10 protein-coding genes are annotated in these 18,442 nt (G+C 71.5%); 3 read left to right on the forward strand and 7 right to left on the reverse strand.

The window, feature by feature from the left end; translation table 11 throughout:
- Positions 1–166 precede the first annotated feature (166 nt).
- The 7 genes from pulA to ADK67_RS45570 form a co-directional block, all read right to left on the reverse strand.
- A complete protein-coding gene (gene pulA, locus ADK67_RS50190; protein WP_082404819.1) occupies positions 167–5,686 on the reverse strand; it encodes a pullulanase-type alpha-1,6-glucosidase in 5,520 nt (1,839 codons plus the stop codon).
- A gap of 126 nt (positions 5,687–5,812) precedes the next feature.
- Entirely contained in the window at positions 5,813–6,538 is a 726-nt protein-coding gene (locus ADK67_RS45545; protein WP_053722846.1) for a MerR family transcriptional regulator, read from the reverse strand.
- A gap of 33 nt (positions 6,539–6,571) precedes the next feature.
- Positions 6,572–8,110, reverse strand: a complete 1,539-nt coding sequence (locus tag ADK67_RS45550) for an alkaline phosphatase D family protein (RefSeq protein ID WP_053722847.1) — start codon at positions 8,108–8,110, stop codon at positions 6,572–6,574.
- Positions 8,111–8,276: 166 nt separating this feature from the next.
- On the reverse strand, positions 8,277–9,389 hold the full coding sequence (locus ADK67_RS45555; RefSeq protein WP_157621611.1) for a hypothetical protein: 1,113 nt from the start codon (positions 9,387–9,389) through the stop codon (positions 8,277–8,279).
- A gap of 98 nt (positions 9,390–9,487) precedes the next feature.
- On the reverse strand, positions 9,488–9,892 hold the full coding sequence (locus ADK67_RS45560; protein WP_053722849.1) for a DUF4233 domain-containing protein: 405 nt from the start codon (positions 9,890–9,892) through the stop codon (positions 9,488–9,490).
- Positions 9,889–11,253 (reverse strand): bifunctional tetrahydrofolate synthase/dihydrofolate synthase, encoded by a 1,365-nt coding sequence (gene folC, locus ADK67_RS45565; protein WP_053722850.1) that lies wholly within the window; start codon positions 11,251–11,253, stop codon positions 9,889–9,891. Before folC ends, ADK67_RS45560 begins: the two co-directional genes overlap by 4 nt.
- A complete protein-coding gene (locus ADK67_RS45570) occupies positions 11,250–13,886 on the reverse strand; it encodes a valine--tRNA ligase (protein ID WP_053722851.1) in 2,637 nt (878 codons plus the stop codon). Before ADK67_RS45570 ends, folC begins: the two co-directional genes overlap by 4 nt.
- Before the next feature lie 113 nt (positions 13,887–13,999).
- Here ADK67_RS45570 and ADK67_RS45575 point away from each other — a divergent pair, with 113 nt between their 5' ends.
- From ADK67_RS45575 to ADK67_RS45585, 3 genes are all read left to right on the forward strand, one after another.
- Positions 14,000–14,887, forward strand: coding sequence for a hypothetical protein (locus ADK67_RS45575; RefSeq protein WP_053722852.1), 888 nt, complete (start codon positions 14,000–14,002; stop codon positions 14,885–14,887).
- Between the two features lie 70 nt (positions 14,888–14,957).
- Positions 14,958–15,866, forward strand: coding sequence for a hypothetical protein (locus tag ADK67_RS54965; RefSeq protein WP_053722853.1), 909 nt, complete (start codon positions 14,958–14,960; stop codon positions 15,864–15,866).
- Positions 15,867–16,117: 251 nt separating this feature from the next.
- Positions 16,118–18,412 (forward strand): FdhF/YdeP family oxidoreductase, encoded by a 2,295-nt coding sequence (locus ADK67_RS45585; protein ID WP_053722854.1) that lies wholly within the window; start codon positions 16,118–16,120, stop codon positions 18,410–18,412.
- The last annotated feature ends 30 nt before the right edge of the window (positions 18,413–18,442 follow it).

The following is an 18,442-nucleotide window of genomic DNA, read 5'->3' on the forward strand; positions in this document are numbered from 1 at the left end:
CTGAACCAGAGACGAACTGTCTGCGCCTGTAGACGAATCACCTCTTCGACCCCGTGTGGGCGGTTCCGTCCAATACTCCGCTCGAACCGGTGCTCGGCGCGCAGGAGCGGGGGTTCCGCATCCTGCGCGCCGAGGACGTCCGGTCACGGGTCGAGTTGGCCGGTCACTAGCGGGTCAGGACTACGACTGAGCGGGCGGGGACGGTGATCGAGTCGGTGGTGATGGTGGCCTTGTCGGTGGACAGGGTGTGGTTCTGCCAGGGGCCCGCGGCGGTGACCGACTTGGTGGTCGGGTAGGGGTTGACGATCACCAGGATGCCGTTCAGGGACGGGTCGGTGTCGGGGCCGACGGTGTCGTCCAGGAGGGCAGCGACGAGGCCGGGCTCGGCGGTGGGGAAGGACAGCTTCTGCTGCACGAGTGCCGCGTCGTTGAGCGTGAACAGCGGTGAGGACGCTCGGATGCGGAGCAGTTCCAGCGTGTTGTCGAGAGCGGCGCGCATGTCGTCCGAAGACGGCTTCAGAGCGGTGTTGGCCAGCAAGGGGGCGGCATAGGGCCACTTGTCCTCGTTGTCCGCCGCCGGGGGCAGGCCGCGCCCGAAGCCGTTGTCCGTCAGGGACGGGTCGTAGCGGTTGAACCAGTCGCCCGAGTCGTAGCTGTTGCGGTCCAACGACTTCGAGCGCAGGAACTCGGCGCCGGCGTGCAGGAACGGTTGGCCCTGGCCCAGGAGGACCGGTGCGAGGGCCAGCTTCTGCATCCGCACGCGGTCCGCCATGGAGGTGGTCACGGGCAGCTTGAACGTCTGCGAGTCGAACAACGTCTCGTTGTCGTGCGCGTCGACGTACGTGATCACGTCGGCGGGCGCGCCCGTGTACCCGGCGGGCGAGCCGTTGTACGACACGTCACGGCCCGAGATCACCCCACCACCGGTGGACTGGAACCGGTACGCCGCCATGTTGCCCGCCATGCCCAGCTTCACCAGGTCGGTGTAGTTGGCCAAGCGCGCGGCGATGTCGCCGTTGGCCGGGGAGCCGTTCGGGTCGCCCGCGAGCCCGGACGCCAGCCCCTGCACGCGCGGGTCGGCGTCGAACGGGCCGCCGCCGCGCACCGCGTCCCGCAGCCGGTCGCTGAACGTGCCGATGCCCGTGCCCGCCATGTTCGCCTGGGTGGCCTGCTCGAACCGGGCGTTGCCGGCGACCTCGCCGAAGTCCCAGCCCTCGCCGTAGATCCGGATCGCCCGCCCGTCGACACCGTCCTCGGCCACGGTCAGCGCGTCCAACGCCGCCCGCACGGCCAGGATGTTCGCCTTCGGGTGGTGCCCCATCAGGTCGAACCGGAACCCGTCCACCTTGTACAGGCGGGCCCACCGCACCACGGAGTCCACGACGAGCTTGCCCATCATGGCGTTCTCGGTCGCGGTGTTGGCGCAGCACGTGGAGTTGGCGACGGTGCCGTCGAGGTTGAGCCGCTGGTAGTACCCCGGCACGACCTTGTCCAGCACGGACGTCGCCGCGTCACCGGAAGCGGCCGTGTGGTTGTAGACGACGTCCACCACGACGCGGTTCCCGTTGTCGTGCAACGACTTCACCATCTCGCGGTACTGCTTCGAGCGCGCCCACCCGGTCTGCGCGTCGTCCGTGGCGTACGAGCCCTCGGGCACGTCGTAGTGGTACGGGTCGTAGCCCCAGTTGAAGCCGTCCTTCGCCGCGACGTCGGCCAGGCAGGACTGCTGCGCCGACGAGTCCGCGGGCAACGACGCGAGGTCGCACGCCGGCCGCTGCTGGTCCGAACGCTTCTCCGGGATGGTGGCGATGTCGAACGTCGGCAGCAGGTGCACGGTGTCCAGCCCCGCCGCGGCCAGCTCGCGCAGGTGCGTCATGCCGACCGAGGACGAGTGCGTGAACGCCTGGTACGTGCCGCGATCGGACTCCGGGACGGACGTGTCGCCGATCGAGAAGTCCCGGACGTGCAGCTCGGTGATGCCGTGCTCGGTCGGGTCGCCGGCCAGGCCGCGGGCGACGTGCCCGGCCCAGTCGGCGGGCATGGTGCGCGCGTCACCGAGATCGGCGAACTGCGAGTGCGTCGAGTTCACCGCCAACGCCACCGAGTACGGGTCGGTCACGGTCACCGTGCGCCCGGCGACGGTCACCTCGAACAGGTAGAACTTGTCCCGCCACGCCCCCGACGCCGACCACGAGCCGGACGCGTCGTCCCGCGCCAGCGGCACCGAGGTCGCCGTGCCGCCGGGCTGGTCGGACACCAGGAGCTTCACCGAAGACGCCGTGGGCGCCCACAACCGGGCGGTCACTCGGTCGCCGTCGAACGTCGGCCCGTAGGTCAACGCGGACGCGGCGGCGGCGAACCGGTCGTCCAGCACGCCCGCGATCTGCACGCCCGTGCGGTGCCGCAGGCCGCCGCCGGAGTCGACGTGCACGGCGGACAGCTTGCCGCGCAACGCCTCGTCCAGCCGTTCGCCGTCACGGACCCGGAACACCGGCTTGCCCCGCAGGTGCGGGAACTGCGCGGGCACGGCGTCCGACGACGGCTCCAGCCGCAGCACCCTGCCGTCGTGCTCCAACCGGTAGCCGTCGGACGGCACCACCGGCACGTCCCACACGACCAGGTCCTTCGACACCCAGATCGCCTTGGCCTTGGTCAGGTCGTCGTCCACGCCCTCGCCGCCCGACGGCGGCAGCACGTACGAGATGGACCCGTCCGCCTTGGTGGAGCCGGAGACGTACCAGACCTCGTAGCCGGTGCCGGTGACGTCGAGGAACTGGTCGGGCCCGGGGTCCTTCGCGTCACCGCGGTGGATGATGTTGTTCAGCCCGGCCGCGCCCGGTTCCAGCGCGACCGACCAGTACACGCCGAACCCGTCGGCGCCGTCCGGCACGCGGGACTGGTTCCAGCCCGGGCTCGGCTCCAGCGATCCCGTCCAGTGGTAGAGGGTCCAGTCGGTGTAGTCGCCGTCCGGCCGGTTGTAGTGGATGACCGCGCGGTTCTGGGCGGCGGCGAGGCCGGCATACACCTTGTCGCCGTTCACCCACGCGCGTCCCGCCGTGCGGCCGGAAGCCTCGACCACGCCGTTGCGGACCACTGAGAAGTCGGCGGGCGCGGTCGCCGGGACGGTCGCCACTCCCCCGCTGAACGGGTGGTCGACGCCTCCCGCGCGCACCACGAGCCCCGTGGCGTCACCGGTGTGCGTGATCACGGCCTGTCCGGTCGCCGCGACCTCGCTGGCGTGCACCGCGGTCTGGCCCTGCTTCAGCCACACCTGCGGCGTCGCGCTCGGGTCGATGAACCGGTCGGCGTCGGTGTCCTTCTCGTCGCCGCGGTGGGCGATGACGCCGACCGATCGCGCGCCCGGCTTCAGCTTGACCCACGCGAACCGGCCGTACGGCGTCTCACCCGCGAACGGCAGCGGCGCGTCCCACGTCGGCGCGTTCTCGACGTCGCCCCACGCGTGCAGGCCCCACCCGTCGTAGTCGCCCGCCGGGCGGTTGTAGTGCACCACCAGCCAGTCGGACGTCACGGCGGTCGGCGGCTCGACCGCGGGCGCGGCCACCAGCCCGATCTTCGCGCCGTCCGCGCCCAACGTGCCCTTGGCGTCCTTGGCGACCACGCGGAGCTCGACGTTCTTGCCCACGGCCGCTCCCGGCAGCGCCGCCAGGTCGGCGAACACCCGGTACGGCGCGGCGTCGTCCGTGCCGAGCACCTGCCAGTCGCGCTCGCCCTCGACCCGTGCGGCGAACGTGGCCTGCGCGTACGGCGAGGTGACGCCGTCGGCGCGCAGCTCGACCCGGTCGTCCAGCACGGTGCCGGTCGTCGGCACGGCCAACGTGGGCGTCGGCGCGGCGGACGGGATCTTGCCGGTCGACCTGAGCACCAGGGCGGACAGCGCGGGCACGGTCACGGTGACCTTGCCACCAGCGGCGTTGACCTGCGAGCCGGCGGCGGGCCAGACCGGGCGGTAGCCCTTGCCCGACACGGGGACCTCGACGGTCGCGGGCGCGGTGCCCGCGTTGGCCACGACCACGTGCTCGACCTGCTCGGTGCGGCCCGTGCGGCTGAACGCGATCACGTCACCCTGGGCGAGCCGGAGCGCCTGGTTGCCGTCACGCCACACGGGGTCGGCGTCCACGAACTTCGCCAGGCCCTTGAGCTGCTGGTACAGCGGGTGGTCGGTGCGGAAGTTGTCCACCGCGCCGGTGCGGTCGCTGCCGACCAGGTCCTCGGCGGCGTACTCGGGGGTCCGCGAGGCGAACATGTCCTGGCGGGCGAGCTTGTCGCCGCCGGTGCCCGCGAAGCCCTGCTCGTCGCCGTAGTAGACGACCGGGTTGCCGCGCCACAGGTACATCAGCGCGTTGCCGAGTTCGAGCCGGTCCAGCAGCTCGGCCTCGGAGATGCCCGGACGGCCTTCCCGGACCATCCACGCGATGCGGCCCATGTCGTGGTTGCCGAGGAACGTCGGCAGCGACGACGCGTTGGAGTCGGCGTCGGTGTACCGGTCGTCCTCGACGAGCACTTCGCCGAGCCGGGCCGCGCCCTGTCCGGACAGGAACCTGGCCGCGCCGCTCTGGAACGGGAAGTCCAGCGTGGCCTGCATCTTGCCGGTCGTGGTGTAGCGGGAGGTGAGCGCCGGGTTCGCGTCGAACACCTCGCCGAAGACGAAGAAGTCCTTCTTGCCGCGCATCGCCGCGTACTGCTTCACGTGCGGCGCGAGGGCCTGCCAGAACTCCATGTTGACGTGCTTGACCGTGTCGACGCGGTAGCCGTCGATGCCCAGCGTGTCGATCCAGCTGGTGAAGATCCGCTTCATGCCCTTGACGACCGCGGGGTGTTCGGTCATCAGGTCGTCCAGGCCGAAGAAGTCGCCGTACTCGTTGGACTCGCCGCTGAACGTCGAGTCGCCGCGGTTGTGGTAGAGCTGCGGGTCGTTGAGCCAGGCCGGTGTCTTCTCACCCTTGACCACCGGCGTGTACGGCGCGGTGAGCTTCGGGAAGTCCTCACGGCCCGCGATCTCGGCGATGTCGACCGGGTTGCCCTGCTCGTCCAGGTAGGGCTGCGCGCCCGTGCTGACGTAGTCGTGCCTGCCCTCGGCGTAGTCGATGAGGTCGGCGGTGTGGTTGGCGACGATGTCGAAGAAGACCTTGATGCCGCGGCGGTGCGCGTCCTGGATGAGCCGCCGCATGTCGTTGGTCGTGCCGAAGTGCGGGTCGAGCTTGGTGAAGTCGGTGGTCCAGTACCCGTGGTAGCCGGCCGAGATGTCGTTGCCGGAGCCCTGCACCCACCGGTTGGCGAACATGGGCGTCATCCAGATCGCGGTGACGCCCATGTCGTCCAGGTAGTCGATCTTGTCGCGCAGGCCCTTGAGGTCGCCGCCGTGGTAGAAGCCCTTGTCGGCGGGGTCGTGGCCGGTCTTGAGGCGGTCGGTCTCCGCCGTGCCGCCGCGGTCGTTGCGCGGGTCGCCGTTGGCGAACCGGTCGGGCATCACGAAGTAGAACCGCTCGCCGGTCAGGTCGGCCCGGAGCGCGTCCTTGGCCAACGCCCGGTCACCGTCCCGGACGCCGGGCGCGAGATCGGTGACGGCTCCGACGGCGAGCCTCCGGACTTCGGGCGCGGCGCCGGTGGGTGGTGGCACGAACGGCACAACGGCCAGGGCGATGAGCGCGGCGACGGCCCGACGCATCGCGACCTCCTTGTCGCAAGAATTTGCAACCACACCCCGGCGGTGGAGCCGGGGCGAGGTGCACAAAACCACGACAATCACGGCCGGACAAGGCCCAGACGGCTGCAAGTCCTTGCAGCCCTTGCATCACTCCTGGTAGAGCCAGATCCAGTTGCCCGACGGGTCCTTCACCGCCGAGTTGCGCGGCATGCCGACCGAGCCCCGCGGTGCGACGACCTCCACGCCGCCCGCCGCGACGGCACGCGCGTGGTAAGCGTCCAGGTCGGGCACGAGCAGCCCGAACGTGCTCGGCCCGAGCCGGTCGGTGTCCGCGCGGTCCTCCAGCAGGTGCACCAGGAAGAACCCGTCCTGGCCGTACTCGCCGAACACGAACGACGAGTAGTCGTCGTCCTCGGCCCGCCTGGTCACCTCGTACCGCAGGTCGAACGCGGCCCGGTAGAACTCGACGGCCGCGGCCGCGTCGTCCACCGCGATCTTGATCTGCACCGGGCGCACGCCCGTGCCGGGTGTGGACACGGTGATCCCCTCCTCCACGTAGCGGTCGACGTCCCCGAGCCGGGCGGTGAGCACGTCGCGCTGCCGTTCCAGCCGCTTGCGGTGGCCGGTCAGCACCTCGTCCACGTCACCGCCGTCGACCACCCGCCGGATCTCCTCGATCGGCAGGTCCAGGCAGCGCAGCGCCAGGATCAGCCGGGCGCGGCGCACCTGCTCGCGCCGGTAGCGCCGGTAGCCCGACGCCGGGTCGACGACGTCGGGCGTGAGCAGCCCGACGTCGTCGTAATGCCGCAGCGCGTGCACGGTCAGCCCGCTGAGGTGCGCGAACCGCCCGATGGTCATCAGCTCGTCCTTCACACCACCACTGTGAGGTCTCGGGTCACCCGAGAGTCAACGGCGGGGCTGGAGGGTCTTGCTCCACAGCGACGCGCCCTTGATGTCGCGCAGCCACACCGTCAGCTCGCCGTCCCGCGACACCTCGACCTCGCCGAAGTGCTGGAAACCGTCCAACGGGGTGGTGTTCGCGGCCGGTGGGGCGTTGACGAACACCGCTTCCGGGCCGAACGTCGGGTCCAGCGTGTTCGGGCCGAACGCGCCCGCGTTCAGCGGACCCGACACGAACTCCCAGAACGGGTCGAAGTCCTGGAACGACGCGCGCTCCGGCGAGTAGTGGTGCGCGGCCGTGTAGTGCACGTCCGCCGTCAGCCACACGGTGTTGCGCACGCGCCGCCGCTTCAGCTCGCCCAGCACCCACGCCAGCTCGTGCTCACGGCCGCCCGGCGCGCCCGGCAGACCGTTGGCGACGCCCTCGATGTCCGTGCCGTCCGGCACGGTCAGCCCGATCGGCAGGTCCGCCGCGATGATCTTCCAGGTGGCCCGGCTGCGGTCGAGCGAGTCCACCAGCCAGCGGGCCTGCCGGTCGCCGAGCACGACGCCCTCGCCGTCGCGCGGGGAGGTGTTCGCGTCCTTGTACGACCGCATGTCCAGCACGAACACCTCGACGTGCGCGCCGTGGCGGAACTTCCGGTACACCCGGCCGTCCACCGCCTGCCGCGGGTCGATCGGCTGCCACTCGTGGAACGCCTGGAACGCCCGCGCGGCCAGCACGTCCACCCGCTTCTCGGTGTACGCCGGCGAGGTCAGGACCTCCCCCGGGTACCAGTTGTTGGTCACCTCGTGGTCGTCCCACTGCACGATCATCGGCACGCGCGAGGCGAACGACCGGTACTGCGGGTCGAGCAGGTTGTAGGCGAACTGGCCGCGGTACTCGTCCAGCGTCTCGGCGACCTTCAGCTTCTCCGGCGTGACGACGTTGCGCCACACGCGCCCGTCGGGCAGCGTCACCGACTCCATCAGCGGACCGTCCGCGTACACCGTGTCGCCGCTGTTGATGAAGAAGTCGGGACGGCGGGCGGCCATCGCGCCGAAGATCGGCATGCCGCCCAGGTCCGGGTTGCTGCCCCAGCCCTGGCCGGCCACGTCACCGGACCAGACGAACCGCACGTCGTCACGGCCCAGCGGAGCGGTGCGGAAGCTGCCCGCCACCGCTTCGCTGCGCGTGCGGCCGTCCAGGTCCTCGGCGACCACGCGGTAGTGCACCTCGCGCCCGCCCGGCAGGCCGCGCAGCCGCACCCGGCCCGTGCCACCGGTCTCCGGCGTCAGCAACGGCCCGCGCACGGTCCGCGCGTGCCGGAACGACGGGTCCGACGACACCTGCACGAGCATCCGCGACGGCCGGTCGGCCCGCGTCCACACCAGGCCGCCGTCGAACGTCACGTCACCGGACTGCACGCCGTGCGTGAGCACGGGCCGGTCGCCGCCGCGCGCCAGCGCCACACCGCCGGCCAGGGTCCCGGGCACGAACGCCGCCGCCGTGCCGATCGCACCGGCGCGCAGCAGCGTCCGCCGGTTCACCACACCATCGCTCATGCGCGGGTTTGTAACCGGTGAAGCCTAATTCCGGGTGAACGGGAACCGTCGCTCACAGGCCCAGCGCACGGCGGACCTCTTCAAGCTCCCGTTGCGCCTGCTGTGCGTGCTCGACCAGGACCGCGCTGCTCCGGGCACCCGACGCCACCTCTCACCGGTCGCCGAGTCACCGGTAGCCGAGCGCCCTGAGCAGCACCTCGACCACGACCGCCGCGGCGGCGACAGCGACGAGGAACCCCACCAAGCGCGGCACGCTCACCCACTGCCGCTCGCCTTGGCGGACGACGAGTTCCGCCGCCAACCGCTCACGCCGTCGTGCCTGGTCACGATGCCCGGCCGGGTGGGCGGGCGCCCGCTCCCCTGCCTGCCCGCGCGACGCCACTCGATCCCGCGCCTGCCCGACCAACGCCACGGCTTCCTCCGGCCCACCGACTTCGACCAGATCGGGCAACGGTTCGCGGTCGGCCTTCCTCGCCTTCCGGCCGGCCGCGGCCTCGTGCTTCTTCTCCGGCTTGTCGACCCACGGCCGAGTGCCCGCCCGGTCGGGGCTCGGGTGGGTGGCGGCCAGCGGCGGCGGTTCGGTGGTGTGCGGGAAGGTCATCGTGCACCAGCCGGCGGCGTTGCGCCGCTTGGCCAGCCACTCCTCGGCGCCGGCTTCGTCCTGGACGAACGACTCGCGCCAGCGCACCACGAAGTCGACCCACGTGTGCCCGTTGACCAGCTGCACGATGTCCGAGATGCAGTGCTTGCACGGCAGGTGCTCGGTGTAGAGGTAGACGACCGGGCGCTGGTCCGGCAGCATCGCGGCCAGCGTCCTGCGGACCTCGCTCACCACTCGCAGCTCGGCGCAGGCCGACCGGTTGTCCGGCCGGTCCTTGGACCTCTTCTTCCCCAGCGGCGGGTACTTCGGCTTGCCGTCCACCACCGACACCGGGTTGCCGCTCATGTACGGCGTGAGCTCCTGCCGGCCGATCTTCCGGTCACCGCCGATCCGCACGATGAACGCCTGGGCCGCGTTGCCGACCCGGTAGTCGAGGTAGGTGAGGCTGTCCACCGGCTTGTGCGTCTTGTCCAACTCCCGGCGGAACTGGAAGAAGTTCGGCGGAGCATCGTGCTTGAAACGCCTGTCGTCCAGGTACCGCTGCGCCAGCAGCCGCTGCACGGCGGCGTTGCCCGCGGCGGGCTGGAGCGCCACGAGCGCGCCCGCCGGGACCGCCACGCGCGGCCGGTGGGATGGGGTCGACTGCTGGGCCAGTGGCTCGGCGCGCATTCGGTCCACCGGCCCAGCGTGGTCACGCGACGTGGCCGCGCGGAAGGCACGCGGGGGCAGCCGAAAGGGCACGAGTCGCCGCCCGTCCGAGCTGCTGCCAGACGGGGCTACTGCTGCTGGCTGGGCAGCCGACCCTCGGCCATGCGCTTGGCCACGTCACGCCGCAGCCAGAGGAGGTACACCCAGACCAGGCTGAACACGACGCCGATGCCGCCGAGCGCGGTCAGGGCGAACCACGACGCCACCATCACCACGTGGATCGCCGCGATCACGTACACGGCCCACGGGCGCTTCAGCAGCGCGCACGTCCCGATCAGCGCGACGATCAGCCCGAGCACCAGGTACCCGACCCCCGTGCCGACCCCGCCGCTCAGCTTCGCCACCACCGGCAGTGCCAGGGCGACGACGATCACCTCGAGGATCAGCGTGCCCGCCATGATGCCGCGGAAGGACTTCATCGGGTCCTTCTTGGGTGCGGGAACACCCTTGGGCGCCGGTGCGGGCGAGGTCACGAAGGCTCCTTGCCGAACAGCGCACGCGCGTCGCCCGCCGTGACGACCGAGCCGGTCACCACGACGCCGCCGCCGGACACGATGTCGCCGTCGTCGCTCTCCTCGGCCAGCCGCACGGCCTCCTCGATCGCGTCGTCGAGGTGCGGCTGGACGACCATCCGGTCGTCGCCGAAGATCGGGATCGCGATGCCCGCGAGCAGGTCGGGGTCCATGGCCCGCGGCGAGGAGTTCGAGGTCAGGACGACCTCGTGGACGACCGGCTCGAGCGCGCTGAGGATGCCGACGGCGTCCTTCTCCTGCATCACGCCGACCACGGCCACCAGCTTGCGGAAGCCGAACTCCTCGTCCAGCGCCTTGGCCAGCGCCTCCGCGCCCTGCGGGTTGTGCGCCGCGTCGACCAGCACGGTCGGCGCGGTGCGGACGCGTTCCAGGCGGCCCGGCGAGGTGGCGGTGGCGAACGCCTCGCGCACGGCCTCGATGTCGAGTTGCCGGTCGGGGCCCGCGCCGAAGAACGCCTCCACGGCGGCCAGCGCCAGCGCCGCGTTCGCCGCCTGGTGGGCGCCGTGCAGCGGCAGGAACACCTCGTCGTACTCGCCGGCGAGACCTTGCAATCGCAGCATCTGGCCGCCGACGGCGATGTCGCGCTGGATCACGCCGAACTCGGAGCCCAGCCGCGCGACCGTGGCGTCCACCTCGGCGCACCGCCTGAGCAGCACCTGCTCGACGGCGGGGTCCTGCTTGGCCATCACCGCGACCGCGCCGGGCTTGATGATCCCGGCCTTCTCCTCCGCGATCCCGGCCAGGTCGCCGCCGAGGTACTCGACGTGGTCGATCCCGATCGGCGTGATCACGGCGATCCGGCCGTCGGCGATGTTCGTCGCGTCCCAGGACCCGCCCATGCCGACCTCGATCACGGCGGCGTCGACGGGCGCGTCCGCGAACGCCGCGAACGCCATGCCGGTGAGCACCTCGAACTTGCTCATCGGCACGTCGCCGCGCGCGTCCACGATCGACAGGTACGGCTCGACGTCGCGGTAGATCTCGACGTACCGCTCGGGGCTGATGGGCGCGCCGTCGACGCTGATCCGCTCGGTCGCCAGCTGCAGGTGCGGGCTGGTGTAGCGGCCCGTGCGCAGGCCGATCCGGGTGAGCAGCGAGTCGATCATCCGCGACGTGGACGTCTTGCCGTTCGTGCCGCCGACGTGCACCACGGGGTACGAGCCCTGCGGGTCGCCGAGGATGTCGGCCAGCGCCCGGATCCGGTCGAGGCTCGGCTCGATCTTGGTCTCGGGCCAGCGGGTGTTCAGCTCCGACTCGACCTGCCGCAGCTCCTCCAGCGCGCCCGTCTCGAAGCCGGTCACGAGTTGTCCTGCGGCAGGGTCTCGAGCCGGGCGTGGATGCGGTCGATCTCGGCGTTGGCCGCCGCGAGCCTGGCCTGGATCTTGGCCACGACCTCGGCGGGCGCCTTGTCGAGGAACGCGGCGTTGCCCAGCTTGCCCTCGCACTGGGCGCGTTCCTTCTCGGCCACGCCGAGGTCCTTGGCCAGCCGCTTGCGCTCGGCGACCACGTCGACCGTGCCGGACAGGTCCAGCTCGACCTTCACGGTGCCGTTGGGCAGGCCGACGTCCAGCGAGACGCTGACCGAGAAGTCGTCGCCGGGCTCGGTCATCCGGGTCAGCGACCGCACCGCGGGCACCTGGTCGAGCAGGTCGACGCAGCACGCGCCGCGCACCTTGCCCGCGACCTTCTGCGCGGGCTTGAGGCCCTGGTCGGAGCGGAACCGGCGGATCTCGGTGACCAGCTTCTTCAGGCCTTCGATCCGGGTGGCGGCGACCTCGTCGCGCGCGACACCGGTCGGCTTGGGCCAGTCCGCGATCACCACCGACTCGCCGCCGGTCAGCGTGGTCCACAGCGTCTCGGTGATGAACGGCGTCAACGGGTGCAGCAGCCGCAGCACGACGTCGAGCACGTGCCCGAGCACGGACTGGGTGGCCTCGGCCCGCGCGCCGCCCTCGGCGAGCTGGACCTTGGCCAGCTCCAGGTACCAGTCGCAGAACTCGTCCCAGGTGAAGTGGTAGAGCGCTTCGCTGAGCTTGGCGAACTGGAAGCCCTCGAACTGGCCGTCGACCTCGGTCACGAGCCCGTCGAGCAGGTCGAGGATCCACCGGTCGGCGTCGGTGAGCTCCTCGCGCGGCGGGAGCGGGCGGTCGACGGTGGCGCCGTTGCTCAACGCGAACCGGGTGGCGTTCCACAGCTTGGTGGTGAAGTTGCGCGAGCCGGCGGCCCACTCGTCGGCGAGCGCCATGTCCGAGCCGGGGTTGGCGCTGCGCAGCAGGGTGAACCGGGTGGCGTCGGCGCCGTAGGCGTCCATCCAGTCGATGGGGTCGATGCCGTTGCCGCGCGACTTCGACATCTTCTTGCCGTACTGGTCGCGGATGAGGCCGTGCAGGAACACGTGGTCGAACGGCTGCTTGCCGTCCATCGCGTACAGGCCGAACATCATCATCCGGACGACCCAGAAGAACAGGATGTCGTAGCCGGTGGACAGCACGCTGGTCGGGTAGAACTTGGCCAGGTCGCTGGTCCGGGTGGGCCAGCCGAGCGTGGAGAACGGCCACAGGCCGGACGAGAACCACGTGTCGAGCACGTCCTCGTCCTGCACCCAGCCCTCGCCGGGCGGCTCGTCGTCCGGGCCGACGCACATGACCTTGTCGTTGGGGCCGTACCAGACGGGGATGCGGTGGCCCCACCACAGCTGGCGCGAGATGCACCAGTCGTTGAGGTTGTCGACCCAGTCGAAGTAGCGCTTGTTCAGCTCGGCCGGGTGGATGGTGGTGCGGCCGTCGCGCACGGCGGCGGAGGCCGCTTCGGCGAGCGGGGCGACCTTGACCCACCACTGCATGGACAGGCGCGGCTCGATCACGGTGTCGCAGCGCGAGCAGTGGCCGACGGAGTGCTTGTAGGGGCGCTTCTCGGCCACGATGCGGCCTTGTTCGCGCAGGGCGGCGACGACGGCGGGGCGTGCCTCGAAGCGGTCCATGTCCTGGAACGGGCCGTGCGCGGTGATCACGCCGCGGCCGTCCATGACGGTGAGCGCGGGCAGCTCGTGGCGCTGGCCGATCTCGAAGTCGTTCGGGTCGTGCGCGGGGGTGACCTTGACCGCGCCGGTGCCGAACGCCGGGTCGACGTGCTCGTCGGCGACGACGGGCACGTAACGGCCGGTCAGCGGCACTTCGACCTCGGTGCCGATGAGGTGCTGGTACCGCTCGTCGTCGGGGTGGACGGCCACGGCGGTGTCGCCGAGCATCGTCTCGGCGCGCGTGGTGGCGACCACGATCGAGTGCTCGCCCGAGCCGTAGCGGATGGAGACGAGCTCGCCGTCGTCCTCGGAGTGGTCGACCTCGATGTCGGAGAGCGCGGTCTGGCAGCGCGGGCACCAGTTGATGATGCGTTCGGCGCGGTAGATCAGGCCGTCGTCGAAGAGCTTCTTGAAGATGGTCTGGACGGCGCGGGACAGGCCCTCGTCCATGGTGAAGCGGGTGCGGCTCCAGTCGACGCCCTCGCCGAGGCGGCGCATCTGGCCGAGGATCTTGCCGCCGACCTCGTCGCGCCACTCCCAGACGCGTTCGATGAACTTCTCGCGGCCGACGTCGTGGCGGGACTTGCCCTCGCCGGCGAGCGCGCGTTCGACGGCGGTCTGGGTGGCGATGCCCGCGTGGTCGGTGCCGGGCAGCCAGAGCACCTCGTAGCCCTGCATGCGGCGGCGGCGGCTGAGCGCGTCCATGATGCTGTGGTTCAGCGCGTGGCCCATGTGCAGGCTGCCGTTGACGTTCGGCGGCGGGAGCACGATGGAGAACGGCGGCTTGTCGCTGGTCGCGTCGGCCGTGAAGTAGCCGCGCTCGACCCACCGCTCGTACAGCCCGGCCTCTACCTCGGCCGGGTTCCAGGCCGGTGGGAGTTCGGAGCGCTGCGGTGCGGTGGGGGTCTCAGTCACGGTCGAAGTCTACGGAGGCGCGGGTATCGACTTCTAACCAGATACCTGCTAGCGGCCGGGGTCGGCGTGTGATGCTTCGCGTGGGGGGCGCGACGAGTCTTGGGTGGTGGGGGATGAACGGGTCCGACGAGCGCCTGGGGCCGGGCGAGGACACGTGGGAGGACCGGCTGGGGCCGGACGACGAGAAGTGGTTCCGGACGCGGGTGGAGCGGTGGTTCGCGCGCCACGGCAAGCTGGTCGGGGCGTTGGCGGTGCTGGTCGTGCTGGGGCCGGTGGTGGCGCTGTGGCGGACGGGCCGGTTGGACGACGTCCTGTTCGACGACGTGCCCGCGGTGACGGTGCCCGCGTCGGTGTTCGGGGCGCCCCCGGACGTGGAGGGCGCCACGGTCCCGCTGAACCGGGAGCGCCCGTTCGCCGGGATGCCGGAGGACGGGTGGGCCGACGGCGAGGCCGGGATCGTGGCGCCGGTGGTGGAGGACTGGCAGGGGCGGGTCGTGCCGGTGGAGCAGCAGGTGGCGGCGTTGGAGTCGGTGCGGCGGGTGGTGGTCGCGGCGCGGCTGGACCCGCGGGTGCTGCGGGACGGCGACGTGGAGCCGGTGTTGGCGATGCTCGCGCCGGGGCAGCGGGCCGACCTGCGGGCGCGGCTGGCGTCGGCGGACGGCGGTTCGGTGCTGACGCGGGTCGCGGACGGTGAGCGGCTGCTGGGCGTGCCGCCGAAGGTGTCGGGTTCGATGCGGGTCTCGGCGACCGAGCCCGGTTCGGTGGTCGTGCACACGTCGTTCACGTTCGCCTACGCGTTCGACACCGACCGGCCGCTGCGCAACCCGGCGGACGCCGTGGCGAAGGCGATCCACCAGGTCAGGTACGTCGTGGTGGGCGGTGAAGCGGTGTACGTGGACGAGGCGCACAGCACGTACGTCACCGGTTCGTGTGGTGACGCGGACCGGAGCCGGATCGCGCCGCCGGCCTCCGCGCCGTACGGCGTGCCGTGCCTGAGGTGACGATCCGTATCGACAACGCACCCGACACCTGGTAACGCCTTGGGTAGGGCTTGGCGAGCGTGGGAGCGACGTGGACGAGTACCGGATCGAGGACCACCCCGACCTGCAGGACGCCGGGTGGGCGCGGGAGGCCGTGAAGCGGGCCGAGCGCGAGGCCAGGGTGCGGCGGCTGAGGTCGTTGCCGCGGCGGCCTCGGCGGCGGTTCTGGGTCGGTGCGGCGATCGCGGTGGCGGCGGTGCTGCTGGCGTGGGCGGTGATCGCCTCGGAGTCGAGCCCGTCGACGGCGCCGGGTGTGCGCCCGGTCGACCTGGACGAACCGTTCGCGGGCACGTCGGCGGCGGCGTGGGCGGACGGTGCGGCCGGGGTGGTGGCGCCGGAGGCGGCGCAGGTGGGCTCGTACTCGGCGGAGCAGGTGGCGGCGGCCTACCAGCGGGTGCGGGAGGCGGTGGTCGCGGCACGGCTGGACCGGCGGGTGGTGGTCGATCACGACCTGGAGGGGTTCTTCGGGTTGTTCGCGCCCGACCTGCGGGAGTCGCTGCGGGTGTTGTTCGACGGCCGCAACGACGGTGAGGCGGCGTTGGTGGTGACGCGGGTGGACAAGGGTGCGCGGTTGGCGGAGGTGGAGCCGAAGGCGCGTGGCGAGATGGTTGCCGAGGTGGGGCCGGAGGGCGAGTTGGTGGTGCGGACGGACTACACGTTCGCCTACGCGTTCGAGCCGGACCGGCCGGAGGCGGTGCGGGGGCCGTTGGACGTGGTGGCGTTGTCGCGGTTCCAGGTCCGGTACTCGGTGCGCACGGGCGGTGGCCCCGGGGTGGAGGGGCTGTGGGCGGACGCGTCGCTGGGCTCGCTGCACTCGATCGGCTGTTCGAGCGCCAAGCGCGGTTACCTGGCGCCCGCGTTCACCGAGCCGTCCTTGCCGCCGGGCCTCGACTTCGACCTCGGCGCGCCGTCGTCACCGGCCGACGGCTGCCCCGACTGAGGTCACCCGATCGGACGATTCGCGGCACAGTGGCGCCGATCACAATTGATGGTGATCACCGGGGATCCGCGCAGGTGAGGACGCCGGAGGCACGGGCCGTTCACAACCCCTTGGGGCCCGTGACAGCGGTCCCGCGTCGTCCCTGGCGCGACCGGCGATCGGACAGACCGCCGGCGCGCTCGCGCGGGGCGCGCCGGCGGCACACCACCGGTCCGTTCGCGCGGCGGCACGGCGGCAGCACAATGGGGGGCATGGACCGCAACCCGCCCCGGCAGGACATCGACGAGTCGCAGCTCGACGTGAGCGAGCCCAAGCGGTGGGCGGCGGGCATCCCCGGTGTCGCGGTGTCGCTGCAACGCGGTGTCGAGCAGATGGGCGTGGCCCGCACGGCGACCACGCTGCGGCTGCTCAACCAGCGCGAGGGCTTCGACTGCCCGGGCTGCGCGTGGCCGGAGCCGCAAGGGCACCGCAAGCTGGCCGAGTTCTGCGAGAACGGCGCGAAGGCGGTGGCCGAGGAGGCGACCAGGCGGCGCGTCGGGCCCGCGTTCTTCGCCGAGCACCCCATCGCCGAGCTCGCCGGCAAGACCGACTACTGGCTGGGCCAGCAGGGCCGGATCACCGAGCCGGTGGTGTTGCGGGAGGGCGCGACGCACTACGAGCCGATCGAGTGGCACGACGCGTTCTCGCTGATCGCCTCGCAGCTCAACGGCTTGGCGAGCCCGGACGAGGCCGTGTTCTACACGTCGGGCCGCACCAGCAACGAGGCCGCGTTCCTGTACCAGCTGCTGGTGCGCTCGTTCGGCACGAACAACCTGCCGGACTGCTCGAACATGTGCCACGAGTCGTCCGGCGCGGCGTTGTCGGAGACGACCGGCATCGGCAAGGGCTCGGTGAGCATCGAGGACTTCAACCGGGCCGACCTGATCGTGGTGGTGGGGCAGAACCCGGGCACGAACCACCCGCGGATGCTGTCGGCGTTGGAGGAGGCCAAGCGCGGCGGGGCGAAGATCGTGGCGGTGAACCCGTTGCCGGAGGCCGGGCTGCTGCGGTTCAAGAACCCGCAGAACCTGCGCGGGCTGGTCGGCGCGGGCACGAAGCTGGCCGACGAGTTCCTGCAGATCCGGCTGGGCGGCGACCAGGCGTTGTTCCAGGCGGCGGGCAACCTGCTGCTGTCGTGGGACGCGGTCGACTCCGAGTTCGTGGACGGCTTCACGGAGGGTTTCGCCGAGTACGCCGAGCACGTGCGGCGGCTGGACTGGGACTCGGTGGACGCGGCCACCGGCCTGCCGCGCGCCCAGGTCGAGCTGTTCGCCCGGATGCTGGCCGACTCGCAGCGCACGATCTTCTGCTGGGCCATGGGGTTGACGCAGCACAAGCACGCGGTGCCGACGATCCGCGAGATCGCGAACGTGGCGCTGCTGCGCGGCATGATCGGCAAGCCCGGCGCGGGCCTGTGCCCCGTGCGCGGCCACTCGAACGTGCAAGGCGACCGGACCATGGGCATCTGGGAGAAGATGCCGGAGAAATTCCTGTCCGCGTTGGAGTCCGAGTTCGGCATCGACGTGCCGCGCCGGCACGGTTTCGACACGGTGGCGTCGATCCGGGCCATGCGCGACGGCGCGGCGAAGGTGTTCTTCGCCGTCGGCGGGAACTTCGTCGCGGCCACCCCGGACACGGCGGTGACCGAGGCGGCCGTGCGGAAGCTGGACCTGACCGTGCACGTGTCGACCAAGCTGAACCGGTCGCACGTGGTGCACGGCCGCACGGCGTTGATCCTGCCCACGTTGGGGCGCACGGAGAGCGACCTCCAGCACACCGGCGAGCAGTTCGTCACGGTCGAGGACTCGATGTCGGTCGTGCACCGCTCGCGCGGCCGGCTGGCGCCCGCGAGCGACCGGCTGCTGTCGGAGGTGTCGATCGTGTGCCGGCTGGCGCGGGCCGTGCTGGGGCCGGACCACCCGGTGCCGTGGGAGGAGTTCGAGAAGGACTACGACCTGATCCGGGACCGGATCGCGCGGGTCGTGCCGGGGTGCGGCGACTACAACGCGCGGGTGCGCCTGCCGGACGGTTTCGTGCTGCCGCACGCGCCGCGCGACGCCCGTGAGTTCACCGGCACCCGGTCGGGCAAGGCGCACTTCTCGGCGAACGACCTGACCGTCCTGCGGGTGCCGCCGGGTCGGCTGCTGCTGCAGACCATGCGCAGCCACGACCAGTACAACACCACGATCTACGGCCTCGACGACCGCTACCGGGGCGTGAAGGACGGCCGGCGGGTGGTGTTCGTCAGCCCGGAGGACCTCGACGCGCTCGACCTGCTCGACGGGCAGCACGTCGACCTGGTCAGCGAGTGGCCGGACGACCCGACCGGCGTGACCGAACGGCGTGCCGAGCGCTTCCGCGTGGTGGCCTACCCGACGGCGAAGGGCTGTGCGGCGGCGTACTTCCCGGAGGCGAACTCGCTGGTGCCCCTGGACTCCACGGCCACCGTGTCGGGCACGCCCACGTCGAAGTCGATCGTGGTGCGGCTGGAGAAGGTCGACGCCTGAGGCGGCCGGGACGGGCGCGCAAACGCTTCC

Source organism: Saccharothrix sp. NRRL B-16348 (genome assembly GCF_001280085.1).
In the GTDB taxonomy this organism is placed as follows: domain Bacteria; phylum Actinomycetota; class Actinomycetes; order Mycobacteriales; family Pseudonocardiaceae; genus Actinosynnema.